Source organism: Micromonospora sp. NPDC050187 (assembly GCF_044459745.1).
In the GTDB taxonomy this organism is placed as follows: Bacteria; Actinomycetota; Actinomycetes; order Mycobacteriales; family Micromonosporaceae; genus Micromonospora.
Genome location: NZ_JBITJH010000022.1, coordinates 16561 through 37822 on the forward strand (window position 1 = coordinate 16561; position 21262 = coordinate 37822).

General features: G+C 71.1%; 26 protein-coding genes. 10 read left to right on the forward strand and 16 right to left on the reverse strand.

All coding sequences use genetic code 11. The features are described 5' to 3' along the window. Positions 1 to 25: 25 nt before the first annotated feature. Positions 26 to 895 carry a hypothetical protein gene (locus ACIBJE_RS26205; protein WP_396752744.1) on the reverse strand — a complete coding sequence of 290 codons (870 nt, stop codon included), beginning with the start codon at positions 893 to 895 and terminating at the stop codon, positions 26 to 28. A gap of 448 nt (positions 896 to 1343) precedes the next feature. Beyond that, on the reverse strand, positions 1344 to 1571 hold the full coding sequence (locus tag ACIBJE_RS26210; protein ID WP_396752746.1) for a hypothetical protein: 228 nt from the start codon (positions 1569 to 1571) through the stop codon (positions 1344 to 1346). 193 nt (positions 1572 to 1764) lie between these two features. Between ACIBJE_RS26210 and ACIBJE_RS26215 the strand changes: the two genes are divergently transcribed. Further along, a complete protein-coding gene (locus ACIBJE_RS26215) occupies positions 1765 to 2022 on the forward strand; it encodes a hypothetical protein (RefSeq protein WP_396752747.1) in 258 nt (85 codons plus the stop codon). Between the two features lie 94 nt (positions 2023 to 2116). After that, on the forward strand, positions 2117 to 2845 hold the full coding sequence (locus ACIBJE_RS26220; protein WP_396752749.1) for a TetR/AcrR family transcriptional regulator: 729 nt from the start codon (positions 2117 to 2119) through the stop codon (positions 2843 to 2845). Positions 2846 to 2863: 18 nt separating this feature from the next. Here the strand turns inward: ACIBJE_RS26220 and ACIBJE_RS26225 are convergent, their stop codons facing one another. Continuing rightward, positions 2864 to 3103, reverse strand: coding sequence for a winged helix-turn-helix domain-containing protein (locus ACIBJE_RS26225; protein WP_396752908.1), 240 nt, complete (start codon positions 3101 to 3103; stop codon positions 2864 to 2866). Positions 3104 to 3399: 296 nt separating this feature from the next. Between ACIBJE_RS26225 and ACIBJE_RS26230 the strand changes: the two genes are divergently transcribed. Continuing rightward, positions 3400 to 3621 carry a DivIVA domain-containing protein gene (locus ACIBJE_RS26230; protein WP_396752751.1) on the forward strand — a complete coding sequence of 74 codons (222 nt, stop codon included), beginning with the start codon at positions 3400 to 3402 and terminating at the stop codon, positions 3619 to 3621. Then, the gene (locus ACIBJE_RS26235; RefSeq protein WP_396752753.1) at positions 3618 to 3881 is read left to right on the forward strand and encodes a hypothetical protein; all 264 of its coding nucleotides are present in this window, start codon (positions 3618 to 3620) and stop codon (positions 3879 to 3881) included. Before ACIBJE_RS26230 ends, ACIBJE_RS26235 begins: the two co-directional genes overlap by 4 nt. Positions 3882 to 4021: 140 nt before the next feature. On the opposite strand, the gene ACIBJE_RS26240 is transcribed toward ACIBJE_RS26235, so the two are convergent. From ACIBJE_RS26240 to ACIBJE_RS26260, 5 genes are all read right to left on the reverse strand, one after another. After that, entirely contained in the window at positions 4022 to 4342 is a 321-nt protein-coding gene (locus ACIBJE_RS26240; RefSeq protein WP_145837112.1) for a DUF1416 domain-containing protein, read from the reverse strand. A gap of 3 nt (positions 4343 to 4345) precedes the next feature. Further along, entirely contained in the window at positions 4346 to 5194 is an 849-nt protein-coding gene (locus ACIBJE_RS26245; protein ID WP_396752756.1) for a sulfurtransferase, read from the reverse strand. A 194-nt stretch (positions 5195 to 5388) separates the two neighbouring features. Next, positions 5389 to 5466: an Ms5788A family Cys-rich leader peptide gene (locus tag ACIBJE_RS26250; protein WP_331214547.1), complete on the reverse strand. Its 78-nt coding sequence runs from the start codon at positions 5464 to 5466 to the stop codon at positions 5389 to 5391. A gap of 139 nt (positions 5467 to 5605) precedes the next feature. Next, the gene (locus ACIBJE_RS26255) at positions 5606 to 6394 is read right to left on the reverse strand and encodes a DUF2993 domain-containing protein (protein WP_396752757.1); all 789 of its coding nucleotides are present in this window, start codon (positions 6392 to 6394) and stop codon (positions 5606 to 5608) included. 90 nt (positions 6395 to 6484) lie between these two features. Beyond that, positions 6485 to 7525, reverse strand: coding sequence for a hypothetical protein (locus tag ACIBJE_RS26260; protein ID WP_396752759.1), 1041 nt, complete (start codon positions 7523 to 7525; stop codon positions 6485 to 6487). 252 nt (positions 7526 to 7777) lie between these two features. Here ACIBJE_RS26260 and ACIBJE_RS26265 point away from each other — a divergent pair, with 252 nt between their 5' ends. From ACIBJE_RS26265 to mshD, 3 genes are all read left to right on the forward strand, one after another. Then, the gene (locus tag ACIBJE_RS26265; protein WP_396752761.1) at positions 7778 to 8491 is read left to right on the forward strand and encodes a winged-helix domain-containing protein; all 714 of its coding nucleotides are present in this window, start codon (positions 7778 to 7780) and stop codon (positions 8489 to 8491) included. Between the two features lie 216 nt (positions 8492 to 8707). Then, positions 8708 to 9535, forward strand: a complete 828-nt coding sequence (locus ACIBJE_RS26270) for a polysaccharide deacetylase family protein (RefSeq protein WP_396752763.1) — start codon at positions 8708 to 8710, stop codon at positions 9533 to 9535. 35 nt (positions 9536 to 9570) lie between these two features. Beyond that, positions 9571 to 10704, forward strand: a complete 1134-nt coding sequence (gene mshD, locus ACIBJE_RS26275; protein ID WP_396752765.1) for a mycothiol synthase — start codon at positions 9571 to 9573, stop codon at positions 10702 to 10704. A gap of 215 nt (positions 10705 to 10919) precedes the next feature. On the opposite strand, the gene ACIBJE_RS26280 is transcribed toward mshD, so the two are convergent. The 6 genes from ACIBJE_RS26280 to ACIBJE_RS26305 form a co-directional block, all read right to left on the reverse strand. After that, positions 10920 to 11417 carry a hypothetical protein gene (locus ACIBJE_RS26280; protein ID WP_396752767.1) on the reverse strand — a complete coding sequence of 166 codons (498 nt, stop codon included), beginning with the start codon at positions 11415 to 11417 and terminating at the stop codon, positions 10920 to 10922. A 70-nt stretch (positions 11418 to 11487) separates the two neighbouring features. Continuing rightward, a complete protein-coding gene (pstB, locus tag ACIBJE_RS26285) occupies positions 11488 to 12252 on the reverse strand; it encodes a phosphate ABC transporter ATP-binding protein PstB (protein WP_396752910.1) in 765 nt (254 codons plus the stop codon). A 111-nt stretch (positions 12253 to 12363) separates the two neighbouring features. Continuing rightward, entirely contained in the window at positions 12364 to 13275 is a 912-nt protein-coding gene (gene pstA / locus ACIBJE_RS26290; RefSeq protein WP_396752769.1) for a phosphate ABC transporter permease PstA, read from the reverse strand. Continuing rightward, complete coding sequence (gene pstC, locus ACIBJE_RS26295) at positions 13272 to 14264, reverse strand: phosphate ABC transporter permease subunit PstC (protein WP_396752771.1); 993 nt, start codon at positions 14262 to 14264, stop codon at positions 13272 to 13274. Before pstC ends, pstA begins: the two co-directional genes overlap by 4 nt. A 96-nt stretch (positions 14265 to 14360) precedes the next feature. After that, a complete protein-coding gene (pstS, locus tag ACIBJE_RS26300; RefSeq protein ID WP_396752773.1) occupies positions 14361 to 15446 on the reverse strand; it encodes a phosphate ABC transporter substrate-binding protein PstS in 1086 nt (361 codons plus the stop codon). Positions 15447 to 15647: 201 nt separating this feature from the next. Continuing rightward, positions 15648 to 16301: a phosphate signaling complex PhoU family protein gene (locus ACIBJE_RS26305; RefSeq protein ID WP_396752775.1), complete on the reverse strand. Its 654-nt coding sequence runs from the start codon at positions 16299 to 16301 to the stop codon at positions 15648 to 15650. 166 nt (positions 16302 to 16467) lie between these two features. Here ACIBJE_RS26305 and ACIBJE_RS26310 point away from each other — a divergent pair, with 166 nt between their 5' ends. Then, positions 16468 to 17388 (forward strand): hypothetical protein, encoded by a 921-nt coding sequence (locus tag ACIBJE_RS26310; protein WP_396752777.1) that lies wholly within the window; start codon positions 16468 to 16470, stop codon positions 17386 to 17388. Positions 17389 to 17520: 132 nt separating this feature from the next. After that, positions 17521 to 18384 carry a hypothetical protein gene (locus ACIBJE_RS26315; protein ID WP_396752779.1) on the forward strand — a complete coding sequence of 288 codons (864 nt, stop codon included), beginning with the start codon at positions 17521 to 17523 and terminating at the stop codon, positions 18382 to 18384. Positions 18385 to 18461: 77 nt separating this feature from the next. Here the strand turns inward: ACIBJE_RS26315 and ACIBJE_RS26320 are convergent, their stop codons facing one another. Both ACIBJE_RS26320 and ACIBJE_RS26325 read right to left on the reverse strand, forming a co-directional pair. Beyond that, complete coding sequence (locus ACIBJE_RS26320) at positions 18462 to 19652, reverse strand: helix-turn-helix domain-containing protein (protein ID WP_396752781.1); 1191 nt, start codon at positions 19650 to 19652, stop codon at positions 18462 to 18464. Between the two features lie 216 nt (positions 19653 to 19868). Next, positions 19869 to 20192 carry a DivIVA domain-containing protein gene (locus ACIBJE_RS26325; RefSeq protein ID WP_396752783.1) on the reverse strand — a complete coding sequence of 108 codons (324 nt, stop codon included), beginning with the start codon at positions 20190 to 20192 and terminating at the stop codon, positions 19869 to 19871. Positions 20193 to 20435: 243 nt separating this feature from the next. Between ACIBJE_RS26325 and ACIBJE_RS26330 the strand changes: the two genes are divergently transcribed. Next, entirely contained in the window at positions 20436 to 20654 is a 219-nt protein-coding gene (locus ACIBJE_RS26330) for a helix-turn-helix transcriptional regulator (RefSeq protein WP_396752785.1), read from the forward strand. Positions 20655 to 21262: the final 608 nt, after the last annotated feature.

Here is a 21262-nt window from a genome sequence, read left to right on the forward strand (position 1 = left end):
TCGGCACGGCTCCCCTCGGCGAGGCTCAGCGGCAGGGGGTCAACGCGGAGACCGACGGCGGGTCGGCGACCAGATGCACCTGCACGGTGACCGGACCGGCGCGGTAGGCGTACAGCTCAGGGGTGTCGACCAGCGCGGGAGCGGTGGCCAGCGGGGCGAGCACGGCTGCCGCCGAGGTCGGGGTCGCGGCCGACCCCGGGCCGGCGACGGCCCGCGCGGTACGGGCACTGCCGCCGCCGGGGCAGGGCGCGGCGACCAGCTCCACTTCCCCGGGAGCCGGGCGACCCAGCGCCCGCAGCGCCGCGACGACCGCGTCGGACTCGGCTTCCGCGCCGGTCACCGGCGTCGACTCGTACCCGGAGCCGAGCGGACGGCAGCCGGTGTCGGCGGTGAACCGCACGGTCCCTTCCTCGGTCTCCTGGCCACGCACGGTGACGAACTCCCCCGCGTCGGCGCGCAACCGGGTCCCCTCCCGGGTGAGCAGCACGGTGGCGCGGTAACGGTCCGGCAGTGCCTCGGCGATCCGGTCCAGCAGGGCGCGCGGCTCCTCCCCGACGATGCGGACGTCCACCACGCGTTCCAGCGTGCCGCCGTCCTCGAACGGGGTGACCCGGCAGCCCCGCTCGACCACCGGCGGCGCCAACTCGACGAGCGCGTCCGGGCCGGCGGCGGCGACCAGGTCGCCGATCGTCCGGTCCACCACCGGACCGGCCTGGGCCAGGCTGCGCTGCTCGCGGACCGTCGGCCCGTCGTCGCGGACGGAGAGCCAGGTCAGCGCCGCCAGCAGCAGCGCCCAGAGCAGGGTGGCCACGATCAGCCAACGGGGCCACCCCCGCGGCGGCGGGCTGGGCGGACCACTGGGCGGGGCGTACCCCGTCTGGACAGGACCGGTCACGCGGCCATGGTGCCACGTCGCCCCGACCGGGCCACCTGGGCGTGACCCGAAGGGGCCTGCGGGGGTTGAACAGGTGTGGGGCGCGGCCGGCACCACCGCGCCCCACCACCCATGGTCACGTTGGGTGTGGCGAGGTGGGGTGGTGGTGGATCCTCACGGTGAGTGATCCGGTGCCGGACGGCGGCTTCCCCGGTCCGCCCTTTGCTCTGCACCCGGATACGCGACACCGGTGTTGAGCAGGGGATGGGTTTGTCGACGAGCATCGGGGTGGGGCGCCGCCGGTCACCGGGGGTGTCCGGTGCGTGAAGGGGTGCAGAGCAAAGGACGCGCGGGGGTGTGAGGTCCCCGGTCTGGTGTCACTCAGGGTGAACTGCCCACCAGAGCAGCCGTCGACAGCCCGCATGTTGCCCTGACCCGACTCCGTCCGCCCCGGGTCGCGGAGGTGCCGTCAACGGGTCGTGTCCCAGTGGACCTCCACGTCGTAGAGCAGTCGCACGGGTTCGCCGTTCGTGACGCCGACGAAGACGGCTTCGCCGGCCGGGGTCCGACCGCGTCGCCAGACCTCCTCCCGCGCGGCGTCGCGGGACTCCCGATGGACCTTGTCGGCCAGGTGCAGCTCCATCACCCGCCGGGCGGTGGCCCGGTCGCTGTCCAGCTGGATCCGCATCAGAGGCATGACTCCCGACACCTCCCCTCGGCCGTGCCCGTCAGAGCAATGCACGGGGTTAGATAAACTTACCATCGTTAAGTCGACTACGCACCGTGCGGACACCATGTCTATAGTTGATCTCCATCGACGTGCGGGGCGCTCATACACTGCTGGTGATCCACAGCCCCAAACAGGGCTGATTCCGAAGAAGGGTTATCCCGTGGCGAATCTTCTCCGTCGTCCCCGCGTCCGCAGCCTCGTGGCCGCCGGCGCCGTGGCCGGTGGCCTGGTACTCGGCCTGGCGTCGCCCGCGCAGGCGGACTACAACAGCCCGCTCTACCCGACCATGAAGGCCTGCAACGCCGCCCGGCCAAGCTACGTCTCATCGTGGACATCACCCCAGGCCTGTCACGCTATGTACAACTGGAACGGCACCAAGGTGGTCGGCTACGCCTTCCTGGTGAAGACCCGCTACTGAGCCGTCACGACAGCCGGTAGCCGGGGCGGCGACACCGCCACTTCGGCTCCGGTCGGACGACCTCCACCCCACACACGTGATCTGGAGTCCTGGCGTGACCGACACCGAGTTCCACCAGCCGCGCGACGACACTCCGGGGGAACATCGCGGGCATGCCGGCTCGGTATGGCTGCGCGAGGAGCCCGACCGGCCCCGCCCGGTCCCCCTGACCCGTCAGCGCATCGTCGACGCGGCGGTGACGCTGCTCGACCGGCACGGGATCGACGGCCTGACCATGCGTCGGCTCGCCCAACTGCTCGACGTCACGCCCACCGCGCTGTACTGGCACGTGAAGACCAAGGACGACGTGCTCGACCTGGCCCTCGACCACGTGTTCGGGGACGTGCCACTCTCCGAGGCCACCGACGACTGGCGCGGCGACGCCCGCGCCCTGATCCGCAACTGGCGCGCGGTCATGGTCCGTCACCCCTGGGCCCCGGGCCTGATCGGCCGACCGATGCTCGGCCCCAACGTCCTCACCCGCACCGAGCACCTGCAAGCGGCGCTGACCCGGGGCGGCCTCTCCGGCGTCGAACTGACCATGGTCACCCGCACACTGGCCAACTACGTGATCGGCACGGCGCTCACCGAGGCGACCTGGTGCCGCAGCGCGGACCCGCAGGCCCGGACGGAAGCCCGGCGTCACATCACCGCGAACCCCGACGCCTACCCGACGCTCAACTCCTCGGGCCACCTCGACACCGCCCGCTGGAGCGACGACGACCTTTTCGAACGCGGCCTCGACCTCATCCTGGCGGCCACGCCGCGACAGGACGGCGAGTAGCCACTCGTAGGGCCAGGGTCAGGGCTTACGCATCCACGTCGCCGGGTCGGTGACGAAGACACCCTTGCCCTGGTGGCGGTCGATTACCTCCAGGGCTTCCAGGCGCACGAAGACCAGGCGAATCGTTGACGCGCTCACCTTGTGCTGCTCGCACAACTCGGCGATCGACGGCAACTTGTCACCCGGTTTGGTCCGTCCGCTCCGGGCATCGGCCATGATCTCGTTCGCGATCTTGAAGTAATCCGGCAATGCAGGCATGGCGCTCCTCGCGTGGCGATTCCATTCGATCACGCGGAAGCAGCAGGAAACAAGACGAAGTCGCTAAGGGCGCGGATGTTGACTACCGCAACTTCAGTACCTATGTTGGTTGCGGAGTGTTCCTCGCGTGGCAACGAGTAGCGCTCACTCCCCCCGTCGGGGCGGGCCGCGCACGGCAGGGCGGTCCGCCCCGACCCCCAACTCCCCACCCCGTACGATCGGCCACCGGCCGCTCCCCCGTCCCGCACCCGGCCCGACCGGTCGGGCTCGGGAACGCGGGCCGGTACCACCGCCCGGTGGCCCACCTCCCGCTCTGCGCCGGCCGGGTGCGCGACCACCGGTTTCCGCTGGTCCGGCGCGGTCTCGATCCGGGCGAGGTGACCGCCTTCCTGCACCGGGTGGCCGACGACCTCGCCACGCTGCACGCCGAACTGGACCGGATCCGGCACGAGAACACCCGCATCAAGCAGCACCTGCGGGACTGGCAGTCACGCTTCGCGCCCCGGGTGCACCGGTGAACGACGACCGGCGGTTCGTCGTACACCTGACGGTGGTCGCGGCGGACCTGGCCGGCGCGCACGTGCTGGCCCGCGCGCTCACCCGGTCCCTGGCGTTCCTGCCGCAGCTCGTGCTCGGCGAGACGACGGTCTCCGAGGAGGGCGACCCCGGCGTCCAGCAGGCCGTCTTCTGTGACCGGCGGCTGCCGCACCGACGGCGCTGCGTCCTCCGCCCCGGCCACGCCGAGGAGTGCACCCCGCGCCTCCGGACGCGACCGTGACGGCTTGATCCACTTCAGTTTGCCGATATCCCGGCATCGCCGGGACTGGACACCGCGATATCGCCGGAATCGAGCGGGCGGCCGGACGACGGAAAGGCCCCCGGGTGAGCCGGGGGCCTTTCCGTCGTGGTGGAGCCGGGTCAGGCGACCGTGACGGCGACCTCGTTGATGCCCCGGGCGGCGGCGACGGGGATGTCGCCGTTGCCGTGCCGGGAGAGGGCGCGCAGCGTCCAGCTGCCCGGCGCGGCGAAGAACCGGAACTGGCCGGCGGGCGAGGTGACCACCTCGGCGGTGAACTCACCGGTCGAGTCGAGCAGCCGGACGTACGCGCCCGGCACGAGCTCGCCCGCCTCGGACCGGACGACACCGGTGATGACGGTTTCCTTCTCCAGGTCGAGGCTCGCGGGCAGCGGAGCCGCCTGGTCCGGTGCGGCGCAACCGGCAGCGGTGGGTGCTGTCATGGCTCAGGCCTCCCCGGGCTCGTCGCCGAGCGCGACCGGCACGCCGACCAGCGAGCCGTACTCGGTCCAGGATCCGTCGTAGTTCTTCACGTTGCGGTGACCAAGCAGCTCCTGGAGCACGAACCAGGTGTGCGAGGAGCGCTCGCCGATGCGGCAGTAGGCGATGGTCTCCTTGCTGTCGTCCAGCCCGGCGGCGCCGTAGATCTTGCGCAGCTCGTCGTCGGACTTGAAGGTGCCGTCCTCGTTGGCCGCCTTGGACCACGGGACGCTGATCGCGGTGGGCACGTGCCCGGCTCGCTGCGCCTGCTCCTGCGGCAGGTGGGCGGGGGCGAGCAGCCGGCCGGCGAACTCGTCGGGGCTGCGCACGTCGACCAGGTTCTTGGTGCCGATCGCGGGCACGATCTCGTCGCGGAAGGCACGGATCGAGTTGTCCGGCTCCTGCGCGACGTACTGGGTCTTCGGACGCTCGACCTTGTCGGTGACCAGCGGGCGGGCGTCCAGCTCCCACTTCTTGCGACCGCCGTCGAGCAGCTTGACGTCGCCGTGGCCGTAGAGCTTGAAGTACCAGTACGCGTACGCGGCGAACCAGTTGTTGTTGCCGCCGTACAGGATGACGGTGTCGTCGTTGGCGATGCCCCGCTCGGAGAGCAGCGCCTCGAACTGGCTCTTGTTGACGAAGTCCCGGCGGACCGGGTCCTGGAGGTCGGTCCTCCAGTCGAGCTTGATCGCCCCGGCGATGTGGCCGGTGTCGTACGCCGAGGTGTCCTCGTCTACCTCGACGAAGACGACGCCCGGGGCGTCGATGTTCTTCTCGGCCCACTCGGCCGAGACGAGTGCGGTGTCGCGACTCATCGGATCACTCCCTGGTGAGGATGGCGGTTGAGTCGACGCGCGGGGAAGGTCGGTGTCTGTCGCACCGCGCGCGGGACCCAGGATGGACGGATCTCGGGTTGGATGCGACGGCGCCACTGCCGGGCGAAAGAGGAGAACCGGGGGTGCGGGGAACCCCGCCGGTGGCCGCTACACAGCCGTTTGCAGCTCCGTCGTCAGATGACGGAGCGACACAGGCAGGTGGCCACGCGGCACAGGTCGACCGCGCGCCGTTTGGTGAGGAGCGTCCCCATGAGCACGGAGCCTACCAGCGTCCCCACGTCCTGCCATCGGCCCGACCAGCATCCGGGACACCTGAGCAGGGCTTCCGGGCGTGGTTCACACCACACCCGGTAGCCCCACGGGTCGCGCCGGCCACCGGCGCGGAGCGGCTCAGCCGACCGAGCTGATCGGTACGTCCCGGGCGTCGGCGGTGACCGCGAGCCCCTCCGGCAGCGGCCGGACCTCCCGCACGGTCAGCTGGAACGGCAGGTCGGGCAGGGGGACGTCGATGGAGATGCTGCGCGCGTAGTTGTTGAGCAGCACGCGGGCCATCGGCACGTTCGGCAGGCCCTCGGCGTCCAGGTCGCTGAAGCGCAGCGCCACCTGTCCCTGTTCGCTGACGCTGACCTCGGCGTTGCCGGTGACCGTCAGCTTCTGCCCGAGGATGTCCACCGGTGCGGTGACCGCCAGCTTGCCGTCCTTCTCGCCGAGCTTGAGGCCGGGCCGGTCGAGGAACGCCGCCAGGCTGTCGTAGCTGACCGTTCCGGTGCCGTCCACCCGGTCGGCCACCACGTCCCCCTGACCGGAGCGGATGGTGTCCAGCGACGCGGTGACGCCCCGGGCGTCCACGTCGAGTTCCGGCAGTCGGACGGAGTTGCCCTCGACCGTCCCCGCCACGTCCCGCAGCCGGATGGTGATCCGTTCGTACTTGCCGCCGAGCACCTGGGTGAGGAAGGGGAAGCCACCGACCTCGACATCCGGCGGTTGCGCGCTGGCGTCCTGCTGGGTGAGTTCCTGGCGCACCTGGTCGGCGATGGCGTCCTCGGCGACCCCGGCGGCGATCCGGTCGGCCACCACGACCAGTCCGACCAGGATCAGGAGCAGGACGAGCAGACCGATGAGGATCTTGCGGCCCCGTCGCCGGGGCCGTTCGTCGTACGCCGGGTAGGCCTCGGTCACGCCGCCTCCACTCTCACGTCCGGTGTCGCCTGGGGCACACCGGTGGTACCCGATGGGCCCACGCCTCAACCGTGCGGCAGGGGCGTGGGGTCAGAGGAACAGTACGCACATGAAGTAGGCGGCCGGCGCGGCGAGGGCGATGCCGCCGAGTGGCCCCTGCATGTGCCGGGCGATCCAGAAGGTGGGCGTCTCGCCGGCCATCAGCCGGCCCGCCTCGGCGTAACCGACGGCGAGGTCGGCCAGGACGGCGGTGGCCGCGGTGACCAGGCCGACCAGTGCGCCGCTGGTCGGCGTGAAGCCGACCAGGAAGCTGCCGAGCACGCTGCCGGCCAGGGTGCCGAGCATCGCGCCGAGCACCACGCCGGCCGCGCCCCGGGGCACCTGCGGCGCGAGCCGGGGCCAGGGGAGCACGGCGTCGGTGATCCGCGCCACGGTGAGCGCCAGCGCGGTGGCGGTCAGGCAGACCGTGATGGTCTGGGTGCCCGCCGGGATCCGGCTCAGCGGCAGCAGGGTGGCGAACCCGGCCACGCCGGCCATGATCAGCAGGGTGGTGCCGAACGAGTCGGTGACCCGCCGTCGGTCGGCCTGGCGGACGAGCTGGCCGAGCAACACCACCACGAGACCGCCCACGGCGACGTAGAGCAGCGGGAGCAGCCGGGCCTCGGCCGACCGTACGGCGACGGTGTCGGCGACCCCGGCGCTGGCCGCGCCGACCAGGGCGACGGCCAGCAGGGCCGGCGGGCGGGTGGCCATCGTCCAGGCCAGGACGAAGAGGAGCTGCACGCCGAAGATCACCGTGGCGAAGGGCAGCCGGTGGCTCGGGCCGGAGGTCTGCGCGGCGAGGACCAGACCGAGGCCGAGCAGCACGGCGAAGCCGGCGATGGTCAGCGAGAGGGGCTTGTTGATCTCGACCGGCTCGATCTCCTCCTCGTCGAGCTCGTCGTCGTCGGCCTCGTCGTCGGTGCGACGTGCCGGCGGATCGCCGGGCCGAAAGCGACGAGGGCCGCGCCGCTTGCGCGGGCCGACCAGGTCGTCGAGGCCCGGACCGGTATGCGGCGGAGGGAAGCCGGCCGGTGGGACGTCGTCGGACCAGGGGTCGGGACCGGCGGCGGGAGACGCGGAGGCAAACACGACACGATCGTGCCAGACCCGACGACGTGCGGGGCGGACGCCGTTTCAGGGACGTTAAAACCTGCGTCGCAAGTGTGGGCAACCCCGGCAAACAGGAAAAGCCACCAAGGGCGGCCACGGACAATCGGTTAGGCTCGACCCCTGACCTGCCCGCCAGCGACGCCGGGACCACGAGTTCTCAGCGCCGCACTCCGTCCAGGGTGCCGTTGCTGGTCGCGCGCGGCTGACCGCCGCCGGGACGGAGGTGATCGTGTGGAGATCCTACTGCTGGTGACCGCACGCGCAGGCGAGCCATCCGCCGTACTGCCGGCGCTCGACCTACTGCCCCACTCGGTCCGCACCGCGCCACGCGACGTGCGGACCCTGGTCGCCGGCCCCAGCCCGGACGCGGTCCTGGTGGACGCCCGTTCGGAGCTGAGCGAGGCCCGGGCGACCTGCCGCATGCTGCACGCCACCGGCCTGGGGGTGCCGCTGGTCGCGGTGGTCACCGAGGCCGGGCTGATCGCGCTCAACGCCGACTGGGGCGTCGACGACGTCATCCTCGCCAGCGCCGGCCCGGCCGAGGTGGAGGCCCGGCTGCGGCTGGTGGTCGGCCGGCTGAGCAGCGCCACCGCCGGTACGGGGGGCTCCATCCGGGCCGGCGAGCTGACCATCGACCCGGACACCTACGCGGCCAAGCTCAAGGGACGCCCGCTCGACCTGACCTACAAGGAGTTCGAGCTGCTGAAGTTCCTCGCCCAGCACCCGGGCCGGGTGTTCACCCGCGACCAGCTCCTGCGCGAGGTCTGGGGATACGACTACTTCGGCGGCACCCGCACGGTCGACGTGCACGTCCGGCGGCTGCGCGCCAAGCTCGGCTCGGAGTACGAGTCGATGATCGGCACGGTGCGGCAGGTGGGCTACAAGTTCGTCGTCCCGCCGTCACGCTCGTTGCCGGACGCGGAGCACACTCCCCTTCCGGTATGAACCATTTTCCCCCTTCTTGGGGGTTAGTTCGGGAATGTCCTTCTTGTTCCACCGGGCGCCCCTAATCTGACTGGCGAACCAGCCGGAGAAGGGGGCGACGGTGCATACGACGACCGAACCAGCGACAGGTGGCCCTCGCCGGCCACCCCGCTCCGATGCACCCGGGCACCCCGGCCCGGCGGGACCGTCCGACGCGCCGACCAGGCCGGGTGCCTGATGTCCGCCGCCTCGTCCCACCGCGCCCTGGGAATCGTGGCCCTGGTGGCCGCCGCGCTGCTGGGCTCGGCGTACGCCATCGGGTACAGCCTGATGGGACACGGGGGCGAGCCAGAACTGGCCGCCCCCAGCAGCCCCCCACACGTCACCGCGCCGACCTCGCCGACCGCCACACCAACGCCCGGGAACGAGGCGGACGAGCCCGCTCCCGACGGCGTGGACGAGGGCGGCCCCCATGGCACCCAGATGACCACCGGCACCGGGCAGGTGACCCTCACCTTCGACGACGGCCCCGACCCGTACTACACCCCGCAGACACTGGCGGCACTGCGCGCGTACCGGGTGACGGCGACGTTCTGCCTGGTCGGCGAGAACGCCCAGGCACACCCCGACCTGGTACGGGCGATCGTGGCCGACGGGCACACCCTCTGCAACCACTCCTGGAACCACGACGTGCTGCTCGGCAGCCGCACCCAGCAGACGATCCAGGCCGACCTGCTGCGCACCAACGAGGCGATCCGGGCAGCCGTGCCGGACGCCCGGATCGCGTACTACCGGCAGCCCGGCGGTGCGTGGACGTACCCGCTGGTGTCGATGGCCCGGCAGCTCGGCATGGTGCCGCTGCACTGGACGGTCGACCCGAGCGACTGGCAGGCCCCGGGCGCGGCCAGCATCGCCGGCATGGTCAACGCGGCGACCGTTCCCGGTTCGATCGTGCTGCTGCACGACGCGGGCGGCGACCGTCAGGGCACCGTGGACGCGCTGTACTGGATCCTGCCGAACCTCACCAGCCGCTTCCGCGTCACCGCCCTGCCGCCCGACCTGTAGCCAGGGTGCCCCACGCTCCCCTCACGCGCTCCCCTATGCGCTGCGCCGGCTGGGCATGGGTTCGGGTGGTTGCAGGGGACCCCTCCTCATCAAAAAGCGGTAGCAGGGGTCCCCTGCAACCACACGGGCGGGGCGGAAGCGGCCGGAACCGTTACCGTGGCGGGGTGGCAGACGGTGGCGTGCGGGGTAACAGCGTGACGGGCGCGCGGGTGGACCGGGACGATCGGCTGGACGAGGCGGGAATCGCCGACATCCTGGCCCTGGCGCGGGTTGCCGGGGACGCCGACGGCGCGGACCCGCTGGACGAGGCGGTGCTGCTCCAACTGCGGGACCCACGGGCCGCCGCGCTGCACCTGACCACGCGGACACCCGAGGGCCTGCTCGTCGGGTACGCCCACCTCGACGTCACGGCACCGGCCCAGGGCACCAACCTCGACCTGGTGGTGCACCCGGCCTACCGGCGGCGCGGACTGGGCCGGGCGCTCGCGACGGCCGCCCTGACCGAGGTGAGCGGGACGGCACCGTTCGACGCGGGCGGGCAGCCGCAGGTCGACGCGGGCCGGCAACTGCGGCCCGACGCGGTTCACGCCTGGGCCCACGGGGACCACCCGGCTGCCGCCGCCCTCGCCGTCGACCTCGGTTTCGGCCGTGCCCGGGTGCTCTGGCAGATGCGCCGGTCGCTGACCGGACCGCTGGCCGGGCCGCCGTTGCCCGACGGGGTGACGCTGCGTGCCTTCCAGCCCGGCACGGACGACGACGCCTGGCTGGCGCTCAACGCGCGGGCCTTCGCCGAGCACCCCGAGCAGGGCCGTTGGACCGCCGACGACCTGCGGGTACGTTTCACCGAGCCGTGGTTCGACCCGGACGGCTTCCTGCTCGCCGTCGAGGAGTCGACCGGGCGGCTGCTCGGCTTCCACTGGACCAAGGTCCACCAGCGGGCCGGCTCGACCCCGATCGGGGAGGTCTACGTGCTCGGGGTGGACCCGACGGCGCACCGGGGTGGGCTGGGCCGGGTGCTGACCGCCGCCGGCCTGGCGCACCTGCGCGAGCGGCGGGGCCTGGACCGGGTGATGCTCTACGTGGACGAGTCGAACACCGCCGCGGTGGCGCTCTACCTGCGGCTGGGCTTCGCCCACTGGTGCGCGCACGTCAACTACCACCGGGGCTGACCGCCTCTACGCGCAGACGGCAGCGGCGACTCGGCCAGCCGGCACAGCCCGACGACCGGGCACGGCCGGCAACCGGGTACGGCCAGCCGGCGACCGCGCAGGGCCGGCAACCCGGCACGGCCCGAGAACCAGGCACGGCCCGGCGACCGGGCAGGGCCGGCCTGTGCGGCGGACCGTCGGCCGGCGGTCCCGTTGCCGGCCGACGGTCGGTCGGATCAGCCGGCCGCCTCGGCGCGGGCCTGCTGCCACTGGCGGGCCTGCTCCGCCGTCATCCAGTAGAACGTCCCGGCGCGGTCGTCGAGGCTGCCGGTGACGTACCGGTTCAACGGCATCCCCAGCTCCCGGAAGGTCGGGTGGGCACGCAGCATCCGGGTCATCCCGGCCAGCGCACCGCCGAACCGGTGCCGGGAAACGTCCACCTCGACGCAGATCGTCTCCGCCGACAGCCACTCGCCGGGGCGGGCGGCGAGCAGGTCCAGAACCTTGAGCACGGTGTCGTGGCTCTTCGACCGTCCGTTCGCGAAGCGCCGCAGCTCCGGCACCGACCACCGGCCGGCGAGGTCCGGTGGTGCCGGGCGGGCGGGTGGCCGGGCCGGTGGGCGTACGTCGCCGCCCTGCCGGTCCAGCTCCGCGAGGAGCGCGGCGACGTGCCGCACGTACGCGACCGGGACGGCGATGTGCACGAGGTCCGCGCCGACGTCGTGAGTGACCACATCACCTTCCTTCGGATGGACGGTTTTCCGGCCGACGCGGCTCCGGGAGCCCTGGTCGGCGCGGGGCCGGTCAGCCGAAACGTCCGGTGATGTAGTCCTCGGTCCGCTTGTCGCCCGGGTTGGTGAAGATCTTCGAGGTCTGGTCGAACTCCACCAGCCGGCCGTGCCGCACCTGCTGCTCGTCCACCTCGGCGGTGAAGAACGCGGTGTAGTGGCTGACCCGGGCGGCCTGCTGCATGTTGTGGGTGACGATCACGATGGTGTACGACTTCGACAGCTCGTGCATCAGGTCCTCGATCTTGCTGGTCGCGATCGGGTCGAGGGCCGAGCAGGGCTCGTCCATCAGGATCACGTCCGGCTTCACGGCGATCGTCCGGGCGATGCAGAGCCGCTGCTGCTGGCCGCCGGAGAGGGCGAGGCCGCTCTTGCGGAGCTTGTCCTTCACCTCGTCCCAGAGGGCCGCGCCGGTGAGCGCCTCCTCGACCTGGTCGTCGAGGTTGCCCTTGATCCCGTTGATCCGCAGCCCGTACGCCACGTTGTCGTAGATGGATTTCGGGAACGGGTTGGGCTTCTGGAAGACCATGCCGATCCGGCGGCGCACCTGGATCGGGTCGACGCCCTTGGCGTAGATGTCCTGGCCGTGGTAGGTCACCGAGCCGGTCACCCGGGCCCCGGGGATCAGGTCGTTCATCCGGTTCAGCGAACGCAGGATGGTCGACTTGCCGCAGCCGGACGGCCCGATCATCGCGGTGATCTGGTTCTGCCGGATCGGGATGGTGGTGCCCCGGACGGCCTCGTAGCTGCCGTAGTGGACGCTGACGTCGCGCAGCTCCATCACGGTGGTGTCCCCGGCGGAGTGCGGGCCGGCGGCGCCCCAGCCCTCGCCGGGTGCGTTGATGGCGACGGACGGGCGGTGGTCGCTCACGGTGCGGTGCTGGGCCATGTTTCAGCGCTCCTTCAGGGCGAAGCGGTTGGCGATGAGACGGGCGACGACCGTGAACAGGACGACGATCACGATCAGGGTGAGGGCCGCCCCCCAGGCCCGGTCCTGGGCACCGACGAAGGGCTGGCTGGCGTTACGGAAGATCTGCGCGGGCAGGGCGGTGTTGGTGCCCTCGAAGAGATTCGGGTTCGACGCGAAGGTGATGCCGGTGACGATGATGATCGGCGCGGTCTCACCGGCGGCGCGGGCCACCGCAAGCAGCGAACCGCTGGTGATGCCGGAGATCGCGGCGGGCAGCACGACGGTGAGGATGGTCCGCCACTTCCGCGCGCCGAGGGCCAGGCTCGCTTGGCGCAGTTCGTCGGGGACGAGCCGGAGCATCTCCTCGCTGCTGCGGATCACCACGGGGAGCATCAGGCAGGCCAGCGCGAGCGCACCGGCGAAGCCGGACTGCTCGCCGACCAGCAGCACCCAGCCGATGTAGACGAACAGGCCCATGACGATCGACGGCACGCCGGTCATCACGTCCGCCATGATCCGGATGACCCGGGCCAGCGGCTTCTGCTTGCCGTACTCGTTGAGGTAGATCGCGCCGAAGACGCCGAGCGGGATCGCCATCAGCGACGCCATGCCGGTGATGATCAGGGTGCCGACGATCGCGGGGCCCATGCCGGGCCCCTCCCGCCGGTACGAGTTGGGGATGTCCTCGGTGAGGAAGTCGAGGCTCATCACCCCACCACCCCGGCTGACCACCGTCCAGGCGACCAGGCCCAGCGGCACCACGGCGAGCAGCACCGCCAGGTAGATGCCGCCGCTGGCCAGGTGGTTGACGATCCGGCGGCGGGTGGACAGGGCACGCCCCGACAGGTCGGGGACGACCGGGGTACGGGTGCCCGGCTCGACGGTGGCGGTCACGCCACGCCTCCCCTCATGCGGGCCTCCGCCCGGCGCACGATGGCCTGGGCGGTCAGGTTGATCGCGACGGTCATCGCGAACAGGACGACGCCGAGCCCGATCAGGGCGGCGGTGAAGGTGCCGGTGGACTCGCCGAACTGCTGCACGATCACGGCGGCCATGGTGTTGCCCGGCTCGAAGACGTTCGCCGAGATGTTGGTGGCCCCACCGATGACCAGGGCGACGGCGATGGTCTCGCCCATCGCGCGACCCAGGCCGAGCATGACCGCGCCGACGATGCCGCCGAAGCTGTGCGGGAAGACCGCGCCCCGGATCATCTCCCAGCGGGTCGCGCCGAGCGCCAGGGCGGCGTCCTTGTCGGCCTGCGGGACGGTGCCGAAGACCTCGCGGCAGATCGAGGTGATGATCGGCGTGACCATGATCGCCAGGATCAGGCCGGCGGTCATGAAGTTCCGGCCGCTGGCGGCCTCGCCGAAGACGCTGCCGAGCACCGGCACGCCGCCGAACACGTCGTGCAGCCACTGGTAGAACGGCACCAGCTTGGGCGCCAGCACCAGGATGCCCCAGAGACCGAAGACCACCGACGGTACGGCGGCCAGCAGGTCGATCACGGTGATCGCGGTGCCGCGCAGCCGGCGGTGCGCCAGTTCGGTGATGAACAGCGCGATGCCGATCGACACCGGCACGGCGATGAGCAGGGCGATCAGCGAGGAGATCGCGGTGCCGTACATGAAGGCCAGCGCGCCGAAGACGGCCTCGCCGGTGCCGGGGTTCGGGTCCCAGGTGTCCTCGGTGACGTAGCGCAGCCCCATCTCGGTGAAGGCCGGCCAGGCCTCCTTGACCGTGGTCACCAGGATGAGCGCGAGGATGGCCAGGACGAGCAGGCCGGTGCCGAGCGTCCACCAGGAGAAGGCGCGATCGGCGAGAAGGCCGCCCCGCTGTGGCGTCAGGGTCGGCCTGGTGTCGGGTTTGTTCTCTGTGATGGTCACCTTCACTCCAGTGGCGGCGCGGCTACCCCGGCGGGGACGGGACCGGCTTTGCGGTTCCCGTCCCCCGTGGGCGGTGCCTGTGCGATCTGGCTCGGATCAGCCCTGGATCTTGTCGAGCTGGGCGAGCGCCTTGTCCTTGAGCGAGGTGGGCAGCGGCGCGAAGTCGACGTCCTTGGCCTGCTCCTGGCCGTCGGTGAGGATGTACTTCACGAAGCCCTTGACCAGCTCGGCCTTCTTGGCGTCGTCGTACTTGGTCTTGACCAGGATGTAGGTCGGGGCGGTGATCGGGTACGACGCGGCGCCGGCGGCGTTGAGCGGGTTGTAGCTCAGGTCTTCCTTGATCTCCGCGCCCTCCAGGCCGGCGGTCGTGCCCTCCAGCGAGGGAACGACGTACTGGCCGTCCTTGTTCTTGATCGCGGCGAAGGTCAGCTGGCTGGCCTTGGCGTCGCTCAGGTCGACGTAGCCGATGCCACCGTTGGCCTGCTTGACGATCTGGGCCACACCGGTGTTCTTCTCGCCGCCCTGGGTGTTCGACGGCCAGGCCACGGTGTCACCGGTGCCGAGCTTCCACACGCCCGGCGCGGCGGCCTCGAGGTACTTGGTGAAGTTGTTGGTGGTGCCCGAGCCGTCCGATCGGTGCGCCACGGTGATCGGGGTGTTCGGCAGGGTCACGCCGGGGTTGTCGGCGGCGATCGCCGGGTCGTTCCAGGTCTTGATGTCGGTCTGGAAGATCTTGGCCAGCGTCTCCGGGCTGAGCTGGAGCTTGTCCACGCCCTGGAGGTTGTAGCTGACGGTGATCGGGGCGGCCACGGTCGGCACGTAGAGGAAGGAGCCAGCGGCGACGCCGTCACTGTCCTTCACCAGGCTGTCGCTGCCGGCGAAGTCGACCAGGTTCTCGCCGAACTGCTTCTTGCCGGTGCCGGAGCCGGTCGCGTTGTAGTTGACCGTGACGTCCGGAGCGACGTCCTTGAAGGAGGTGATGACCTCCTGGTAGTAGGCGTCCGGGAAACTGGCACCCGAGGCCTTCAGCTCACCGGAAAGACTCGCGTACTCGCTGCCACCGCTGCTGCCGGCAGCGGCGGGGGTGTCGTTGTCGTTGTCGCTGGAGCCACAGCCGGTGAGAGCCAGCGCGGCGAGCGCGACGCCGGCAAGGACGCGCCGGGAGAGCACGTTGCGGTTCACCTCAGAATTGCCTCTCTCTTGGGGTTCGGCCGGACCTCTCGGGGCCTGACCGCTGTCGAAGCTAAGCGGGCCAGGTAGCCGGCTCCCCGGAGCTTGGTTAACCGAAGGTGAACAGGTCGCCAGGAAAATGTTGCCGTCGGTCGAGGCAGGGCTGTCCGACGTGTGAACGGATCGAGACGTCTGCCCCCGGAGGGCGGCGGGTCAGAGGACGCCGCGCGCCATGTCGCCGCCGACCAGGTAGGCCACCCGGCGGGCGACGGCGACCGCGTGGTCGGCGAAGCGCTCGTAGTACCGGCCCAGCATCGCCACGTCGATCGCCGCCTGCACCCCGTACGGCCAGGCGTCGGTGAGCACCGTGAAGAGGCGTTCGTACTGCACGTCGAGTTCGTCGTCGTCCAGGCCGAGCTGGATCGCGTCCAGCCGGTCCCGGGTGACCAGCACCAGGGCGGCCTTGTCGGCGATCCGCGCGGTCGTCTCGGCCATCGCGCCGATCAGCGGACGCACCGGCGGCGGCACCACGGGTGCCGGGTGGCGGGCGAGGACGAGCTTGGCGATGTGCGCGGCGAGCACGTCCATCCGGTGCAGCTCGGTGTTCATCCGCAGCGCGGACAGCACCAGCCGCAGGTCGGAGGCGACCGGCTGCTGCCGAACCAGGGCGAGCGGCACCAGCTCGTCGATCTGGCGGTGCGCCTCCGCCCGTTCGGTGATCTCGGCCAGCACCGCCCGGGCCGCGTCCGCGTCGAGGTCGAGCAGGGCAATGCTGACCCGGCGGATGGTGCCCGCCGCGTCCCGGCTCACCGTGGCGAGGAGACCGGCCAGCCGGTCGAGCTGCTCCAGGTGGTTACCGCCGTCCATCGTCTCCCACCACGCTCGCCGGTCGCCCCGGCCTGCCGGCCGTCCGCACGTGCACCGGTCGCAGGTTCACCGGTTCCCACCACCCTTCCCTGCCGTCGACGGAATTGCCAGCCCGGTGCCGGGTGGCGGGGATCGCGTACGGCCGGGAGAGGCGACAATGCCGGCCATGCCGAAGGACGTCGCGCCGTTCACCTTCTCCGACAGCCGCTACCGCTATCTGTACCCCCCGGACGGCGAGGGAATCTACGGCGTCGGCAACGTCGACGAGTGCGACCACCTCACCGTGGACGGGGCGGGCCGGATCGGCTGGAACCGCCGTCCCACCCCGGACGAGGCGGCCCGGATGCGCAGCGTGCACCTGTGTCCGAACCCCGCCCAGCTCCGCCGTCCGGCCCTGCCACCGTGGCTGGCCACCCTGCCGGCGCTACGCAATCTGGCCCTGCCGGCACCGCTGCTCCCCCTGCTGGACCGCGACCGGGTGCCGCCCGACCTCGCCACGCTGACCGTCGGGTACGACGCCGGGCATCCGGCACCGACCGCCCCGGTCGACCTGGCGTACGCCCTGCCGGGGCTGCGCGGGCTGCTCGTCGTCTCCTCCGTACCGCGTCCCGGACCGGCGGACCTGATCGGTCCGCTCCCGGCGCTGCGGTTCCTCGCCACCCCGCTGCACCGGCAACGCCGGATGCTCGACCGGGTCGCCGAGCTGGACACGCTGCGCCACCTGGAGCTGTCCCACCTGGGTGACCTGGACGTCCTCCCCCGGCTGACCTTCCCGCTGCGCGCGCTGGAACTCGCCGGCACCGGCCGGGCGTTCCCGATCGACGGCCTGCGCTGCCTGCCCACCGTCGAGGCGCTACGACTCAACTCGATCAGTGTGGAGATCGACTGCGCGATCTTCCGGGACCTGCCCGAACTGACCGACCTGATCGTGCTGAACTGCCGGCGGTTCCGGAACGTCGAGGCACTGGTGGACTGCCCGAAGCTCGCCCACCTCACCGTCGTCAACTGCCGCGACCCGTTCGGCCCGGCCGGGCGCGAGCTGCTCCGGGAACGCGGCTTCGCCCGTCTCGACGTCGACTACGCCTGACCCGCCGCCCGCTCTCCCGGACGGCCCACTTTTCCAAAGTTCCCGCCACACTTTGGGGAGAGCTTGCTCTGCCGAGTTGCCACGGCTAACGTCTGCCACCCGTCCACGCGTTGAGGCAAAGGACGTGCGTCTATGAACCAGCCCTGCAATGAGGCAGCCTGGAATGTTGCAGGCGCAGCTCCCGCGATGTCCGCCCTGAGCGGTCTCATAAGCGGCTTCATGTTCGCGGGGCTGATCGTTCTGCTGGTCGAGCGCCAACCCAGGGTCGCGTCGGCGCGCATTCCGGCCCTGACCCCGTTTCTCGCGGGATTCATCGCGCTCGGACTGTGTTCGTACCAGTTCGTGTTGATCTCTGGCGAGAGCGCGCAGGCATGTCGCCGGATCTGGGCGGCGACCGCCGTGTCGAGCGGGATGCTGGCCGTGGGGACGGTCGCCGCCGTGGGCGGGATCGTCCTCCTCGTGCACGCCTACTTCGACCGGACGAGCGCGCTGGACGCGGAGGTCCACCCCACTCATGCGGGCGCACCGGAGCGTCTTCTCCGGGTCACGTTCCTCAGCGTTGCGCTGATTTCGGAGATCCTTCTGCTGGGTCGGGTCGGCGAAGCGATCTGGGTGTGGCTGGGGTTGCCCAGGGACTGGAAGACCGCCGGACCCGTGCTGGTCGTCACGGGGATCGTGATCTGCTTTACCTGGATCACGGTGTACGCCTTCGGGTCACCACACCGGGAGCGCCAGCCCTCGGACCCGAACATTCGTAGGCTGAACATCGCCTCCCTCCTGACCATCCTTTTCTCGGCCGCCGGAACCGCCATACTCGGTGCGCTTCTCGCCATCGCCAACGGCGACTGGAACAAGGCGGACTCCTGGCTCGGGTGGCTGTTCGCCATACCGAGCGTCGCCATGCCGAGCATCGCTATCTGGCTGTTCGCAAAAGGAGTGCTCGGCATGCTGGACTCATGGTCCGCTCCGGCCCGGAAGGAACTCACCCCTTCGTGAGCAGCCGACGGACGCACTCCCCGTCGTAACCGGGACGGAGCCGGCGCCCGACGGTCGGCGGCGGCACGGCGGGCTCCTCAGGCCAGGCCGAGCGTGGTGGCCAGGCGCGCGACGCCGGCCGTGGTGGGTCCGCCGCGCACGACGGCGGTGATCGTCGTACGAGCCGCCGGTCGTGACCGGGTCTCGGCGGGTGCGGTGCGGTCGGCGTCGACCAGGGCGCGGCCGGCTGCGGCCAGGTCGCCGACCAGCAGGTACGCCCGTGCGGCGTCGACCAGGTGCGCCGCCCGGTATCCGGCAGGCAGCCGTCGCCACTGCTCCCGGCGAATGGCCTGCTCGTGCCGGGTGACCGCCTCCCCGGCGTCGCCGAGGTCGACGGCCGCCGCGACACGGGCCAGTTCGACGGTGGTGGGTCCGAAGCTGGTCCAGTGGTGGTCGTGGCCGTCACCGACCTGCTCGGCGATCTCGCCGGCCTGGTCGACCAGTTCCTGGACGCTGCGCGCGTCGCCGCAGCCGGCGGCGGCCAGGGTTGCCTGGAGCAGCAGCGTGCCGAGCACCGACAACTCGCCGGGCGGGCCCTCCTGCGGCACCGGCGGCGCGATCCGGTGCGCGGCGGCGATCGTGGCCGACATGGCGAGGCGGTCCCGACCGAGGGCCCGTAGCGACTGGCCGAGCGGTATCGCCGCGACGGCGGCGCGCAGCGGGTCAGCGGCGGCCACCGCCATCGCCCGGTCAGCGGCCAGCCAGCCGAGATCGGCCTCGCCGAGCTTCACCAGCACCGACGAGGTGAGCCGGTACACCTGCACCAGCAGATCTGCCGCGTGCTCCGGCTGCGCGGCGTGGGCGCGCTGGGCGTCACCGAGGAGGCCCGGCAGCATCCGCAGCAGTTGCGGGTAGTGGGCGTGCTGGTACGTCAACCAGGCATGCCCGACCCGTCGGCCCAGCTCGACGACCGGCGGTGCGGGTTGGCGACCGGGGCCGTCGGGAGTGAAGTCGTAACGGGCGAGCGCGGCCCGCACCGCGTCGACGCCGCTGGCACCCCCGGTCGCGGGCGGTGCGCTGCCGCCCAGCAACACCGCCGGATCCACGCGGAGCGCCTCGGCGAGATCCCGGAGAACGGAGAGCCGGTCGAGGCTACGAACACCCCGTTCGACCTTGTCCACCCAGCTCTTGGACTTGCCGAGCCGGTCGGCGAGCATCTGCTGCGTCATCCGCCGCCGGATCCGCCACTGTGCGACCCGACGCCCGACCGGCAGCTCATCGACGCTCACGCCACCACCGCCCTGTCGTCCGGGTCTGTTCGTCGGGCCAGTGGCCCCGGTTGACTGGGAGGCGGTACCAGGCCCGGCACGGCAGGTCGCCACCACACCGACACACCCGCCGCCACCTGCGCCACGACCACACCGGCCGATGCCGGTCGGCGAGCAGGATCGCCGAGGCCACGACGAACCCGTTGGACGGACCGCGTCCCGCCCGGCCGTCGTCGTTCACCGGTGCAGGGCGTAGCGGTCGCGGCTCCGGGCCTGCTCGGACTGCCAGCGCCGCAGGGCGTCCTTGATCCGGTGGGTTTCGCGGCGGGCCCGTTCGGCCGCCTCCTGGGCGTCGGCCAGTTCGAGGGCGACCCGGTCGAGGAAGCGCTGCACGTCCTCCGGGTCCAGCCCACGCCGACCGAGCCGGGTACGCCGGAACCGGCGGTCGCGTACCTGCGCCGGCAGCAGCGGCACGCAGTACCGGGACCGGTACGGCGCTCCGTCGGCCCGCCGATGCCGAGCGGTACGGCTGCCGAACAGCCGCTCGACGAGATGTCTCACGGGAACCCGCCTTTCGACATGTGCCACGAGGAGAGGGCGGGTCCGCCCCCGGGTCGGGCTCCCGGGGACGGACCCGCAACGCCGTACCGCACAGGGGGAAGGGGCGGTACGACAGCGGAGAGTGCTGCTCAAGGGACCTGCCACACCATCATCACTGACACATGTGGCAGCTGGCAAGTCTGTGAACTGACATATTGGATAACTGACGTATCAGCCCTGACCAGACCGCCTAGCGTCCGGTCCATGGGGGCCAGGAAGAAGAGGCTGTACGGCGCACAGGAGCTTCGAGAGCGGCTGGGCGTGTCGCGCACGCGCGTGCTCCAGCTGGTCGCACGGCCCGACTTCCCCGAGCCCTACGAGCGGCTGGCCGGCGGAGCCATCTGGCTGGCGGAGGACGTGGAGCGCTGGATAGCAGAACACCAGCCCTGGAAGCTGGATGACCACGCCGACGAAGAGGGGTGACCACAGGCCACACCAGCCATTACAGTTGTGACAACCGGCAAGATCGCGGAGTTGCTCGGCTCACCCTGGCAGCGTTTCGAATTCCACGCACGCCGAGAATCACGAACCTCCAGGACACAGCAAATCCAGGCAACGGTCATAGCAGTTGTCTGCGGCCAGCACAGTGCACATAGGACCTGAGGTAGGCTGAGTCGCCGCCGAGGGTCGCGCCAAACCAGCGGCAATCCCCAAGATCACAGCTTGTGAAAGTTTTCACAAGCTGCTACTCTCTCCTGGCCAACGAACGCGCCGGCTCACGGACAGCAGGTTCGCCTTCGAGGACACGTGGCTCGAGGAGAGGAGATAGAGCCCGTGGGTCGGAGTCAACGATGCAGGGCCCGTACCACCACAGCGAAGCGCGATCTGCGAGTCGAGAGGTGGCTGCGAGCGCTACCAGCGCTGACGGCGTTCTTATCGGCTGTAACAGCGTTGATCACCGCTGTTACGGGTTGTGGCCTCACCTAAATCACCGGTGAGGCCACCAGAGGGCTCCGTCAGGATTACCGGCCCGGGCGGCGCCCTCTACACCCCCTGAAGGCTACCCTCGGTATCTCCTCCTTACGGCCCTC

Coding starts and splice junctions, on each gene's coding strand:
- ACIBJE_RS26210 (WP_396752746.1), bottom strand. CDS start 1,571: ATGCCTCTGATGCGGATCCAGCTGGACAGCGACCGGGCCACCGCCCGG.
- ACIBJE_RS26225 (WP_396752908.1), bottom strand. CDS start 3,103: ATGCCTGCATTGCCGGATTACTTCAAGATCGCGAACGAGATCATGGCC.
- ACIBJE_RS26240 (WP_145837112.1), bottom strand. CDS start 4,342: ATGACAGCACCCACCGCTGCCGGTTGCGCCGCACCGGACCAGGCGGCT.
- ACIBJE_RS26245 (WP_396752756.1), bottom strand. CDS start 5,194: ATGAGTCGCGACACCGCACTCGTCTCGGCCGAGTGGGCCGAGAAGAAC.
- ACIBJE_RS26250 (WP_331214547.1), bottom strand. CDS start 5,466: ATGGGGACGCTCCTCACCAAACGGCGCGCGGTCGACCTGTGCCGCGTG.
- ACIBJE_RS26270 (WP_396752763.1), top strand. CDS start 8,708: ATGTCCGCCGCCTCGTCCCACCGCGCCCTGGGAATCGTGGCCCTGGTG.
- mshD (WP_396752765.1), top strand. CDS start 9,571: ATGCGCTGCGCCGGCTGGGCATGGGTTCGGGTGGTTGCAGGGGACCCC.
- pstB (WP_396752910.1), bottom strand. CDS start 12,252: ATGGAGCTGCGCGACGTCAGCGTCCACTACGGCAGCTACGAGGCCGTC.
- ACIBJE_RS26305 (WP_396752775.1), bottom strand. CDS start 16,301: ATGGACGGCGGTAACCACCTGGAGCAGCTCGACCGGCTGGCCGGTCTC.
- ACIBJE_RS26310 (WP_396752777.1), top strand. CDS start 16,468: ATGCCGAAGGACGTCGCGCCGTTCACCTTCTCCGACAGCCGCTACCGC.
- ACIBJE_RS26315 (WP_396752779.1), top strand. CDS start 17,521: ATGAACCAGCCCTGCAATGAGGCAGCCTGGAATGTTGCAGGCGCAGCT.
- ACIBJE_RS26330 (WP_396752785.1), top strand. CDS start 20,436: ATGGGGGCCAGGAAGAAGAGGCTGTACGGCGCACAGGAGCTTCGAGAG.